Source organism: Streptomyces sp. NPDC008086 (assembly GCF_042957325.1).
In the GTDB taxonomy this organism is placed as follows: Bacteria; Actinomycetota; Actinomycetes; order Streptomycetales; family Streptomycetaceae; genus Streptomyces.
The window spans coordinates 771,814-784,362 of the sequence record NZ_JBIBIA010000004.1; the positions used below are offsets into that span (position 1 = coordinate 771,814).

9 protein-coding genes are annotated in these 12,549 nt (G+C 72.3%); 8 read left to right on the forward strand and 1 reads right to left on the reverse strand.

Annotation, left to right across the window (positions count from 1 at the left end; translation table 11 throughout):
* Nucleotides 1-272: 272 nt before the first annotated feature.
* Genes ACFZBP_RS17650 through ACFZBP_RS17660 form a run of 3 tightly spaced genes read left to right on the forward strand, consistent with a single transcriptional unit; the run spans nucleotide 273 to nucleotide 3,900 of the window.
* Complete coding sequence (locus ACFZBP_RS17650) at nucleotides 273-1,874, forward strand: amino acid adenylation domain-containing protein (protein ID WP_391414014.1); 1,602 nt, start codon at nucleotides 273-275, stop codon at nucleotides 1,872-1,874.
* Nucleotides 1,871-3,118, forward strand: a complete 1,248-nt coding sequence (locus tag ACFZBP_RS17655) for a hypothetical protein (RefSeq protein WP_391414016.1) — start codon at nucleotides 1,871-1,873, stop codon at nucleotides 3,116-3,118. Before ACFZBP_RS17650 ends, ACFZBP_RS17655 begins: the two co-directional genes overlap by 4 nt.
* 14 nt (nucleotides 3,119-3,132) lie before the next feature.
* Nucleotides 3,133-3,900, forward strand: a complete 768-nt coding sequence (locus tag ACFZBP_RS17660) for an enoyl-CoA hydratase-related protein (protein WP_391414018.1) — start codon at nucleotides 3,133-3,135, stop codon at nucleotides 3,898-3,900.
* 460 nt (nucleotides 3,901-4,360) lie between these two features.
* On the opposite strand, the gene ACFZBP_RS17665 is transcribed toward ACFZBP_RS17660, so the two are convergent.
* A complete protein-coding gene (locus ACFZBP_RS17665) occupies nucleotides 4,361-5,047 on the reverse strand; it encodes a vancomycin high temperature exclusion protein (protein ID WP_383449232.1) in 687 nt (228 codons plus the stop codon).
* Nucleotides 5,048-5,270: 223 nt separating this feature from the next.
* Between ACFZBP_RS17665 and ACFZBP_RS17670 the strand changes: the two genes are divergently transcribed.
* From ACFZBP_RS17670 to ACFZBP_RS17690, 5 genes are all read left to right on the forward strand, one after another.
* Nucleotides 5,271-6,143, forward strand: coding sequence for a CbiX/SirB N-terminal domain-containing protein (locus ACFZBP_RS17670; RefSeq protein WP_391414021.1), 873 nt, complete (start codon nucleotides 5,271-5,273; stop codon nucleotides 6,141-6,143).
* A 149-nt stretch (nucleotides 6,144-6,292) separates the two neighbouring features.
* The gene (locus ACFZBP_RS17675) at nucleotides 6,293-7,546 is read left to right on the forward strand and encodes a deoxyguanosinetriphosphate triphosphohydrolase (protein ID WP_391414023.1); all 1,254 of its coding nucleotides are present in this window, start codon (nucleotides 6,293-6,295) and stop codon (nucleotides 7,544-7,546) included.
* A gap of 155 nt (nucleotides 7,547-7,701) precedes the next feature.
* On the forward strand, nucleotides 7,702-8,967 hold the full coding sequence (locus ACFZBP_RS17680) for an NAD(P)/FAD-dependent oxidoreductase (protein WP_383449229.1): 1,266 nt from the start codon (nucleotides 7,702-7,704) through the stop codon (nucleotides 8,965-8,967).
* Between the two features lie 107 nt (nucleotides 8,968-9,074).
* Nucleotides 9,075-10,979, forward strand: coding sequence for a DNA primase (gene dnaG / locus ACFZBP_RS17685; RefSeq protein WP_383449228.1), 1,905 nt, complete (start codon nucleotides 9,075-9,077; stop codon nucleotides 10,977-10,979).
* An 81-nt stretch (nucleotides 10,980-11,060) separates the two neighbouring features.
* Nucleotides 11,061-12,383 carry a sigma-70 family RNA polymerase sigma factor gene (locus tag ACFZBP_RS17690; protein WP_391414026.1) on the forward strand — a complete coding sequence of 441 codons (1,323 nt, stop codon included), beginning with the start codon at nucleotides 11,061-11,063 and terminating at the stop codon, nucleotides 12,381-12,383.
* The last annotated feature ends 166 nt before the right edge of the window (nucleotides 12,384-12,549 follow it).

Consider the following 12,549-nt stretch of genomic DNA (forward strand, 5'->3'; position numbering starts at 1 on the left):
AGTGGGACTGTGGTTGCCGTTGGTGCGGAAGTCGCCACGCGTGTCTTGTTCCGCACCGTAGTTGGCTTGTCACGCCTTGTTGAGAGTTGAAGGGCAGCTACTACAGTCGTTCGTCTGCGGCGCAGTCGTGGCTGGTCGCGCAGTTCTCCGCGCCCCTGTGGGGCGTTGCCCCACCCGCACCGCAAGTCGCGAGGCCTGCCCGGCGCACCGTATCTCCGCACGGCGTTCGAAATACCGCATCTCGAAACAGCCCGTCAGGAGGTCCCCCGACCATGCCCTCGCACTCTCCCGGCCCGCTGAGCCATCTCACCCCCCGCGACCAGCACCTCTTCTGGCACTACGGCCGGGGCCCCACCGTCCCCGTCCCCGACCCGCTCCTCCACCGCGCCGTCGAACGGCGGGCCGCCGCCGCCCCGTACGCCGTCGCCGCCGAACACCGGGGCGCGACGATCATGTACGGCGAACTCGACCGGTACGCCGACGCGGTCGCCGCCCGCCTCGCCCGTGAGGGCGTACGCCCCGGTGACCACGTCGGACTCTTCGTGCGCCGCTCGATCCCGATGCTCGTCGGCCTGCTCGGCATCCTGAAGGCGGGTGCCGCCTACGTCCCGCAGGACATCGGCCTCGCGCCCCCGGCCCAGCTGGCGCACGTCGTCCGTACCGCCCGCACCCGCGTCGTCCTCACGACCGCCGAGCACGCCCACCGCGTACCGCTCCCCGCGCTCCCCGACGGCCACCTGGTGATCACGCTGGACGCGCCTCAGCCGTACGCCCCGGCGCCCCGCCCGCCGATCCGCCCCGACGACGGCTGCTACGTCCTCTTCACCTCCGGCACCACCGGCCGCCCCAACGGCGTGAAGGTCACCCACCGCAACGTCGCCAACATCCTGCTCACCGAACCCGGCGGCCTCGGCATCCGTCCCGGCGACCGCGTGGCCCAGCTCCTCAACGTCGCCTTCGACATGGCCGCCTGGGAGATCCTCGGCTGCCTCAGCCACGGCGGCACCCTCGTGATCCGCGGCAAGGACGCCGCGGCGGCGGCCCGCACCGCCGACGTGATCATCGCGACCCCGACCGTCCTGTCCGGCCTCGACCCCGCCGCCTGCCCCCGCGTCCACACGGTCGCCGTGGCCGGGGAGCCCTGCCCCCGCCCGCTCGCCGACCGCTGGGCCCGGCACGCCGCCTTCCACAACTGCTGCGGCCCGACCGAGACGACCATCGTCAACACGATGCACCGCCATCGCCCGACCGACCCCCTCCTCACCATCGGCCGCCCGACCCCCAACAACACGGTCTACGTCCTCGACGCCGACCGCCGTCCGCTGCCCGTCGGCGAGGTGGGGGAGATGTGGGCGGGCGGCGACTGCGTGTCGGCGGGCTACCTCGGCAACGACGCCCTGAACGCCGAGCGCTATGCCCCGGACCCCTTCCTCGGCGCCGGCCACCGCATGTTCCGCACCCGTGACCTGGGCCGTTGGACCCCGGACGGCGAGCTCGAACACCTCGGCCGCACCGACGACCAGGTCAAGGTGCGCGGCTTCCGGGTCGAACTCGACTCCGTCTCCTCGGTGCTGGAGTCGGTCGAGGGCTGCGTACGGGCGGTGACGCTGAAGAAGGACGCACGGACCCTGGTGTCGTTCGTGTGCCCGGCCGACGTCGACCCCGGCACGGCCCGGCGCGCGGTGGCGGACGCGCTGCCGTACTACTGCGTGCCCGAAGATGTCATGCCCCTGCCATCCTTACCCGAGACCGACCGCGGCAAGATCGACAAGCAGGCGCTGCTGCGGATGGCGGAGGAGCGGACGGCGGAGGCGCGGACCTCGGGGGAGCGGACCTCAGGGGAGCGGACGGCACTTCAGGGGGCGGCCCGATGACCACCTCACTGGAACGGCGGTCCACCGACCTGCCCCCGCTCACCGCACTCCCGCGCCGCCTGCTCAAGCACCCCCGCCTGATGCACTACAACCGCCTGGCGGCCCTCGTCCTCCTCGCCAACCTGGCCTTCCTGTGGGCGAGTTGGTCCCCTTCCCCGCGGACCATGGGCCACGCGGCCCTCGCCGACCTCGCCCTCGCCGTCCTCGTCCGCCAGCAGTACGTCATCAACCTCTTCTTCCGGCTGGCCACCGCGGCGCCGACGACCTGGCCGCTGAAGATCCGCTGGACGCTCGGCAAGGTCTACCATTTCGGCGGGCTGCACGTGGGCGGGGCGCTGGCGGGGACGGGCTGGTTCCTGGCGCTGGCCCTCACGACGACCGACCCGGCCCTGCTGGCCGTGAGCTGGACCCTGATCGCCCTCCTCGCGGTCCTCGTCGCCACCGCCCTCCCGCCCTTCCGCTCCCGCCACCACGACCACTTCGAGAAGATCCACCGCTTCGGAGGCTGGACGGCCCTGGGCCTCTTCTGGGCGCACACCCTGCTGTCGGCGTCCGGCCCGGTCCCGCTCACGGTCCTGGCCGTCGTCACCTTCAGCGTCGCCCTGCCCTGGCTACGGCTGCGCAAGGTGGCCGTACGCCTCGAACGCCCCTCCCCGCACGTCGTCCTGGCCCGCTTCGACCACGGCGAGACCCCCTTCGCGGGCTCCTCGACCGCGATCAGCCGCAGCCCGCTGAAGGAATGGCACTCGTTCGCCAACGTCCCCGCCCCCGGCGAGCCCGGCTTCCGGCTGACCATCTCGCGCGCCGGGGACTGGACGGGGGCGTTCATCGACGAGCTGCCGTCGAAGGTGTGGGTCAAGGGCATCACCACGGCGGGCGTCGCCAACATCGAGACGCTGTTCACCAAGGTCGTCTACGTCGCGACCGGCAGCGGCATCGGCCCCTGCCTTCCGCACCTCCTCGCCGCCGAGGTCCCCTCCCGCCTGGTCTGGGCGACCCGCGACCCCCGCGCGACCTACGGCGACGCCCTGGTCGACGAGATCCTCGCCGTCCAGCCGCACGCCCTGGTGTGGGACACCTCCCGGCACGGCAAGCCCGACATGGTGCGGCTCGCGTACGAGGCGTACCGGGACTTCGGGGCCGAGGCCGTCATCTGCATCTCCAACAAGAAGCTCACCTGGCAGGTGGTGCACGGGCTGGAACGGCGCGGAATTCCGGCGTACGGCGCGATCTGGGACTCATGACCGGGAGGAACCCCGTGAACAACCTCAAGACCGAACGCGACGGCGCCGTGGTGACCGTACGCCTGCACCGCCCGCATGTGCTCAACGCGCTCAGCGGCGACCTGCTGACCGAACTCCTCGACACGCTCGGCCCGCTGGACGCCGATCCCCAGGTGGGCTGCTTCGTCGTCACCGGCTCGGAGAAGGTGTTCGCGGCCGGCGCCGACATCAAGGAGATGGCGGGGAAGACGGCCGCGCAGATGGCGGAGGAGGACTACTTCGCGACCTGGGAACACTTCACGGCCCTGCGCACCCCGAAGATCGCGGCCGTCAACGGCCTCGCGCTGGGCGGCGGTTGTGAACTGGCCATGATGTGCGACCTGGTCGTCGCGGGGGAGTCGGCCGTCTTCGGCCAGCCGGAGATCAAGCTGGGCGTGATCCCGGGCATCGGCGGCACCCAGCGGCTGACCCGGCTGGTCGGCCGGGCGAAGGCGATGGACCTGATCCTGACCGGCCGCACGATGGACGCCCAGGAGGCGGTGAGCTGCGGCCTCGTCTCCCGGGTGGTACCGGACGACCGGGTCCTCCCCGAGGCACTGGAGGCGGCGGCGACCATCGCCTCGTACGGCCGCGCCGCGATCACGGCGGCCCGCGAGTGCGTCGACCGGGCCCTCGACACCGGGCTTCGCGACGGCATCCTCTTCGAACGCCGCGTCTTCCACGCCCTGTTCGCGACCGAGGACCAGAAGGAGGGCATGAGCGCGTTCCTGGAGAAACGCCCACCGCGTTTCACCGGCCACTGAACCCGGGACCGGGACGCCGGAAGGCACGCGAGGGCCTAGGGCGGGAGCAGGGCGACGGCCCCACTCCCGCCCGATCAGGGACGGCCCTTGGTCAGCCGGCCCCCTGAGTCACCCGTACGTCCGTTTCGGCAGCCGCGCCGCCGAGTCAGCACGCGTAGGCGTAGTACGGCTCGTCGCCCGGCTCCAGACCGGTCCTCCCGACCGCGCCCGGACCGATCTGGATGCACGGCGGATCGAAACCGTCGACCTCGACGGTCGCGAGGATCGTGGACCCGCACTCGTTCCAGGTGTCCGCCCAGCCGTAGCCCTGGCGGCGACATGGGCACGGCCCGGCTCCCTGGCCTGGGCGTCGGCCGCGGCGGTGGCGGTTCCGGCGGCGATGCCAGCGCTGATCAGTACGGCCGCGGCGGCCACGGCGAGTGCGCGCGCCCGAGGCATACGCCGCTCCCGCCGGGCGCCGTCACCGCTCCGCCGCCAACGCGTTCGTCACCCCGGTCTCCCGCGGCCCGAGGAACCGGGGGTCGGGCTCGAAGACGGCGTCCAGGGCCGCCTTTCCGGCCGCGAAGACCTCCCGCGCGCCGCCGTAGTACCAGGTGGCGTCGTGCTTGGCGTCGACCCCGACGCCGTACGACTTCACCCCCGCCTCCTGGCACAGCGCGACCGCCCGCCGGATGTGGAAGCCCTGGCTGATCAGCACCGCCTCGTCGACGCCGAAGATCTTTTTGGCGCGCACGCAGGAGTCCCAGGTGTCGAAGCCGGCGTAGTCGCTCACGATCCGCGAGTCGGGCACCCCGTGCCGGGTCAGATACGTCCGCATGGCGTCGGGCTCGTCATAGTCCTTGCGGCTGTTGTCGCCGGTGACCAGGACGACCTCGATCCGGCCCGCGCGGTACAACTTCGCCGCCGCGTCGAGCCGGTGGGCGAGGTACGGCGAGGGCTCACCGGCCCACAGACCGGCGCCGAAGACGACGGCGACGTCGGTGCGCGGCACGTCCTCCGTGGTCCGCAGCCGGTCACCGGTGACGAGGTACATCCAGGTGGCCGGAAGCAGCCCCAGCACACACCCCGCCATCACGGCCTGCACCAGCCTCCGCTGCCCGGTGCGTGTGCGCGGCAGACGTGGTCGAGGCAGCTTCGGTCGGCGCATCGGATGGTCCCTCCCCGTTCGGCTCACGGCCCTTTCCCGACAGTCAGGGACGTCCCACCGGCCCCCGCGGTTCACCGCCCGTGACGTGATCAGCTTCACTACGGCCGTGGAAACCGCAGGTCACGTCCCCTCACACAGCCTCCGTACCGCATCGTGAAGCCGGTGTAAGAACCCGTCATTCCCGCGAAACGGGAAGGCAACGTCCCGCCGCCACCATCGGTTCATGACGGCGTCGAACCCTCTTCACGACGAGTCCACGACCGCCCACCTCGACAGTACGGCGCACCTCATGAACCGGATCAGCAGCCAGCTCGCCAGCCAGCTCAGCCTCGTCTCCCGCGACGGCAGGCGACGCCCCGACGCGCCCGCGCTCGTCGTCGTGGCCCACGGCAGCCGCGACCCGCGCGCCCTGAGCACCGTACGCGCCCTCCTCGACAAGGTCCGCGCCCAGCGCCCCGGCCTGCCCGTCCACCTCGGCCACATCGAGCTGAACGAACCCCTGCTCCCGGACACCCTCGCCGCCCTCGACACCGACCGGGCGATCCTCGTCCCCCTCCTCCTCAGCCGCGGCTACCACGTCAAGCGGGACATCCCCGAGATGGCCGCCGAGGCCCGGGTGCACGCACGCGTGGCCCCCGCCCTCGGCCCCCACCCCCTCCTGGTCGAGGCCCTGTACGCCCGCCTCGTCGAAGCCGGCTGGCGCACCCGTCTGGACGAGCCCACCCGCCGCCGGACCGCGGTCGTCCTGGCCGCCGCCGGCTCCCGCGACCCCGAGTCGAAACTCGACACGTCCCAGACGGCCCACCTCCTGGCCAACCGCCTCGGCGTCCCGGTCATCCCGGCCTACGCGACGACGGCGTCCCCCACGGTGGCCGACGCTCTGCGCACCCTGTCCGCCCGAGGCCGCACCCGGGTCGCCATCGCCTCCTGCTTCACGGCCCCGGGCCGCTTCGCAACGGAGTCCGCGCAAGCGGCCCCCTGGATAGCCTCGGCCCCCCTGGGCACCCACCCCGCGATGGCCCGCCTCCTCCTGCACCGCTACGACCAGATGCTGAACACGCGGGTCACGACAGCGCAGGAACTGGCATCGGCTTGATTCGCCGGGGACGGAGACGTCCCTCCAGGGGCGCGGGGAACCGCGCGATCAACCCCATGCGGCCCGCACTCGCCCCACAACAGAACCTGGCACCCGACTAGGCGCAACACACCCCTCCGTTTGTCAGTGTCTGCCCGTACTGTCGGTGCATGCACTACGACGAGTCAGCAGTCGAACGCTGGGCCCCCGAACCCGACAAACGCCCAGGCCGCACGGCCTTCCAACGAGACCGCGCCCGCGTACTGCACTCCGCCGCCCTGCGAAGGCTCGCCGGCAAGACCCAGGTGGTCACCCCGGGAACCCACTCCCACACCTGGGACCCGAGCCCCCGCACCCGCCTCACCCACTCCCTGGAATGCGCCCAGGTAGGCCGGGAACTGGGCGCAGCCCTCGGCTGCGACCCCGACCTCGTGGAGGCCGCCTGCCTCTCCCACGACCTCGGCCACCCCCCGTTCGGCCACAACGGCGAAGTCGCCCTGAACGAGTTCGCCGAGGACTGCGGCGGCTTCGAGGGCAACGCCCAGTCCCTCAGACTCCTCACCCGCATCGAACCCAAGCGGTTCACCCCGGAGGGCTCCGTCGGCCTCAACCTCACCCGCGCCACCCTCGACGCCGCCACCAAGTACCCCTGGCCCCGCGGCGCCCACCCCACCGCCCCGAACTCCCCGAAGTTCGGCGTCTACGAGGACGACCGCCCCGTCTTCGACTGGGTCCGCAAGGACGCCCCCGGCACCCGCACCACCTTCGAGGCCCAGGTCATGGACTGGTCCGACGACGTGGCGTACTCCGTGCACGACGTCGAGGACGGCCTGCACGCCGGCCACATCGACCCCAACTGCCTGCACGCCGAGCCGGAACGCCAGGCGGTCTTCCAGGTCGCCATCGGGCGGTACGTCCCCGAGGACACCGACCCGGTGGACCTGTCCGCCGCGCTCGACCGCCTCCAGGAAGAACCGTGGTGGCCGCACGGCTACGACGGCTCGGCCGTCGCCCAGGCCCGCCTCAAGGACGCCACCAGCCAGCTCATCGGCCGTTTCTGCCTGGCCGCCGAGAGCGCCACGCGCGCGGCGTACGGCGACGGACGGCTCTCCCGCTACGGCGCCGAACTCGTCGTACCGCACGAGACCCGCCTGGAGTGCGCGGTCCTCAAGGCCGTCGCCGACCGGTACGTCATGCAGCGCGCCGAGCAGGAGCGGCTCCGCGCCGACCAGCGGATCGTCGTCGCCGAACTCGCCGAGGCGCTCACCGCCCGCGCGCCCGAGGGGCTGGACCCGCAGTTCCGGGCCCTGTTCGACACGGCCGAGGACGACCGCGCCCGCAAGCGCGTGATCGTCGACCAGATCGCCTCCCTGACGGACGCGTCGGCGCGCTCCCTGCACGCGCGGCTCACGCGCGGAGCGTGAGGCGCGGGCGCTCACCCGCGCGGGACGGGTGAGGCCCAAGAGGCGAACGGGCACTCGAAAGTGACCCTGCGTGGCCTGATCGGGTCACCCCCTCTTCCCGCATCACGCTGCGTGCGGGACGCTCATGTGGCGGCACCCTTACGAGGAGGCATCAAGTGGTCGACGCGGATCAGACATTCGTCATCGTCGGAGGAGGACTCGCCGGCGCGAAGGCGGCCGAGACCCTTCGCGCGGAGGGCTTCACCGGGCGGGTGATACTGATCTGCGACGAGCGCGACCACCCGTACGAACGGCCGCCGCTGTCCAAGGGCTACCTCCTCGGCAAGGAGGAGCGCGACAGCGTCTTCGTGCACGAACCCGCCTGGTACGCGCGCCACGACATCGAGCTGCACCTCGGCCAGACCGTCGACGCGATCGACCGTACGGCGAAGACGGTGCGGTTCGGCGAGGACGGCACCGTCGTCCACTACGACAAGCTCCTGCTGGCCACCGGCGCCGAGCCGCGCCGCCTGGACATCCCGGGCACCGACCTGGCGGGCGTCCACCACCTGCGCCGCCTCGCGCACGCCGAGCGCCTCAAGGGCGTCCTCGCCTCGCTCGGCCGGGACAACGGGCACATCGTGATCGCCGGCGCCGGCTGGATCGGCCTGGAGGTCGCGGCGGCGGCCCGGGAGTACGGCGCCGAGGTCACCGTCGTCGAGCACAACCCGACCCCGCTGCACGCAGTGCTGGGCCCCGAGCTGGGCGGCCTCTTCGCCGAGCTGCACCGGGAGCACGGGGTGCGGTTCCACTTCGGGCGGCGGCTGACGGAGATCGTCGGCCAGGACGGCATGGTGCTGGCCGCGCGCACCGACGACGGCGAGGAACACCCCGCGCACGACGTCCTCGCCGCGATCGGCGCCGCTCCCCGTACGGGGTTGGCGGAAGCGGCGGGGCTGCGGATCGCCGACCGCGCGGACGGCGGCGGCGTGGTCGTGGACGAACAGCTGCGCACCTCCGACCCCGACATCTACGCCGCCGGCGACGTCGCCTCCTTCCCGCACGCCCTCTTCGACACCCGGCTGCGCGTGGAGCACTGGGCCAACGCGCTGAACGGGGGGCCGGCGGCGGCGCGGGCGATGCTCGGGCAGGACGTCACGTACGACCGGGTGCCGTACTTCTTCTCCGACCAGTACGACCTGGGGATGGAGTACAGCGGGTGGGCGCCCGCCGGGTCGTACGACGAGGTGGTGATCCGGGGGGACGCGGGGAAGCGGGAGTTCATCGCGTTCTGGCTGAAGGACGGGCGGGTGCTGGCGGGGATGAACGTGAACGTGTGGGACGTCACAGAGCCGATCCAGCAGTTGATCCGGTCCGGGGCACGGGTCGACACGGAGGCCTTGGCGGACCCGCACATTCCACTCGAAAGCCTCGCGCCGTAGGTGTCAGTCCGCCCCCGTGCCGCATTTCCCGGGGACAGCCCCCGGACCCCCGGCCGGGGCCGGTATCTCGCCCCAGGGGTGTCAGTTCTGCCCCGTAGAATCACCCTGTGGCCGGACGGATCAACGACGAGGACGTGAAGGCGGTACGGGACGCGGTCCCGATCGACGCCGTGGTGTCCGAGTACCTCCAGCTGCGTAACGCGGGTGGCGGGAACCTCAAGGGGCTGTGCCCCTTCCATGACGAGAAGTCGCCGTCCTTCCAGGTCAGCCCGAGCAAGGGACTCTTCCACTGCTTCGGCTGCCAGGAGGGCGGCGACACCATCACGTTCGTGATGAAGGTCGACCACCTCACCTTCTCCGAGGCGGTCGAGCGCCTCGCCGCCCAGGCCGGCATCACCCTGCGTTACGAGGAGGGCGGCTACAACCCCTCCCACCAGCGCGGCGAGCGCATCCGCCTGGTCGAGGCCCACAAGATCGCCGCCGAGTGGTACGCCGAGCAGCTGGCGACCAGCCCCGAGGCCGACACCGGCCGGATCTTCCTCGCCGAGCGCGGCTTCGACCAGGCCGCCGCCGTGCACTTCGGCGTCGGCTACAGCCCCCAGGGCTGGGACCACCTCACCCGTTTCCTGCGCGGCAAGGGCTTCACCGACAAGGAGATCCTCCTGTCCGGCCTGGCGCAGGAGGGCCGCCGCGGCCCCATCGACCGCTTCCGGGGCCGGCTCATGTGGCCGATCCGCGACATCGGCGGCGACGTCGTCGGCTTCGGCGCCCGCAAGCTGTACGAGGCGGACAACGGGCCGAAGTACCTGAACACCCCCGACACGGCGATCTACAAGAAGTCCCAGGTCCTCTACGGCATCGACCTCGCCAAGAAGGACATCGCCAAGGCCAGCCGCGCGGTCGTCGTCGAGGGCTACACCGACGTCATGGCCTGCCACCTCGCCGGCGTCACCACCGCCATCGCCACCTGCGGCACGGCCTTCGGCGGCGAGCACATCAAGATCCTGCGCCGGCTGCTGATGGACAACGGCTCGGCCCGCGTCATCTTCACCTTCGACGGCGACGCGGCCGGCCAGAAGGCGGCCCTGCGCGCCTTCGAGGACGACCAGAAGTTCGCCGCCGAGACGTACATCGCCATCGCGCCGGACGGCATGGACCCCTGCGAACTGCGGCTGGCGAAGGGCGACGACGCGGTCGCCGACCTGGCCGAACCACGCACCCCGCTCTTCGAGTTCGCCCTCCGCCAGATCGTCGGCCGCTACGACCTCGACACCCCGGCGGGCCGCGCCTCCGCCCTGGACGAGGCCGCCCCGATCGTCGCCCGCATCAAGAACAGCGGAGCCCAGCACGAGGTGGCCGTCCAGCTCGCGGGCATGCTCGGCATCCTGGACACCCAGTTCGTGGTCAAGCGCGTGGCCCAGCTGGCGCGTTGGGCGAGGGACCGGGGCGGCCGCGGCCCGGCACCGACCTCCCGCGACGCACACCAGCCGTACGACGCCGCCCCCGCGCCCCGCACCGCCGGCCCCGCCCTGACCCTGCGCAACCCCGTCTACGCCACCGAACGCGAGCTCCTCAAACTCGCCCTCCAGCGCCCCGAGCTGGTCTCCCCGGCGTTCGACGCGTACGGCGTCGACGAGTTCACCGCGGCACCCTACGCCGCCGTACGCCAGGCGATCATGGATGCGGGCGGCGCGGAGTACGGCATCCAGGACGCTCAGGAGTACCTGGTCCGCGTCCGGGACGCCGCACCCGACGACCAGGTCCGCGCGATGGTCACGGAGCTCGCGGTCGAGGCGATCATGCGCAGGACGGTCGACGAGAACTACGCCGGTGAACAGCTCGTCACCGTGCGCCGGCGCGCCGTCGAGCGCCGGGTCCGTGACATCCAGAGCCAGCTGACCCGACTTGGCGCGGGCGGCGACCCGGCCCAACTGGCCGCCGTGCAGAACGAACTGTGGGTGTTGCAGCAGTACGACCAGGCATTGCGGGGGCAGGGCGCGGCCGCCCTCTGAGCAGGGGGTCACGGACCGGACGCAAAAAGTCACCGCACGCCCCTCGTGGCGGTGATGTGTCGTACTCCACACTGGGTTCCGGTGCCTGAGTCCTCGGAGCGCGGCCGACCCGTTCCCCACGGGTCCCACACCCCCGCGGTTCCGCTCATCGCGTACGGGACGGACAGCGGCGAGGCCGCCGACTCCGCCCTCGAAGCAGCGCTGCCGTACGACTCGGCAGCGATCATCCTGGAGGTCGCCCCCGTGCAGACCCAGACCCTCATCCAGACCGACGCCAGTACCGACGGCACGGAGCCGGACGCGGAGACCGACGTTCTCGTCGCGGTGCCGCCGCAGAGCCGTGTCGCGCACCACCCGGAGACGGAGGCGGAGCCGGAGGCCTCGCCCGAGCCGGCGGAACCCCCCGCCGACGCCCTGGACGCCGATGCCGCCGATGCCCCCGAGCCGGTCGAGGCACCGGTGCCGGCCCGCGCCCGTGCCGCCGACACCAGCGGTCCCTCCTCCGACCTGTTCCGCCAGTACCTGCGGGAGATCGGCCGTATCCCGCTGCTCACCGCCGCCGAGGAGGTCGAACTCGCCCGCCGGGTCGAGGCCGGGCTGTTCGCCGAGGAGAAGCTGAGCAGCACACCCGACCTGGAGAGCCGGCTCGCCCTCGACCTGGACCGGCTGGTCGTGATGGGCCGCATGGCCAAGCGGCGTCTCATCGAGGCGAACCTGCGCCTGGTCGTCTCGGTGGCGAAGCGGTACGTCGGGCGGGGCCTGACCATGCTGGACCTGGTCCAGGAGGGCAACCTCGGGCTGATCCGGGCCGTCGAGAAGTTCGACTACGCCCGCGGCTACAAGTTCTCGACGTACGCCACCTGGTGGATCCGCCAGGCCATGTCCCGCGCCCTAGCCGACCAGGCCCGCACCATCCGGGTGCCGGTCCATGTCGTCGAGCTGATCAACCGGGTCGTCCGCGTCCAGCGCCGCATGCTCCAGGAACGCGGCTACGAGCCGACGCCGGAGGAGGTGGCCGCCCACCTCGACCTCCCGCCCGAGCGGGTCAGCGAGGTCCTGCGGCTCGCCCAGGAACCGGTGTCGCTGCACGCGCCGGTGGGCGAGGAGGACGACGTGGCCCTCGGCGACCTCATCGAGGACGGCGACGCGACGTCTCCGGTGGAGTCGGCGGCGTTCCTGCTGCTCAGGGAGCACCTGGAGGCGGTGCTGTCGACGCTGGGGGAGCGGGAACGGAAGGTCGTACAGCTCAGGTACGGCCTTGCGGACGGCCGCCCCCGCACGTTGGAGGAGATAGGCCGCATCTTCGGGGTGACCCGGGAGCGGATCCGGCAGATCGAGTCGAAGACTCTCAACAAGCTGCGGGACCATGCCTTCGCGGATCAGCTGAGGGGTTATCTGGACTGACGCCGGGTGCGGGCCCGGTGGGGGGGGGGGGGGGGGGGGGGGGGGGGGGCGGGGCGGGGGGGCGGGGGGGGGGCCCCCCCCCCCCCCCCCCCCCGCCGGGCCGCCCGCCCCCCCCCCCCCCCCCGCCGCCCCCCCCCCCCCCCCCCCCACACCGCACCCACCCCCC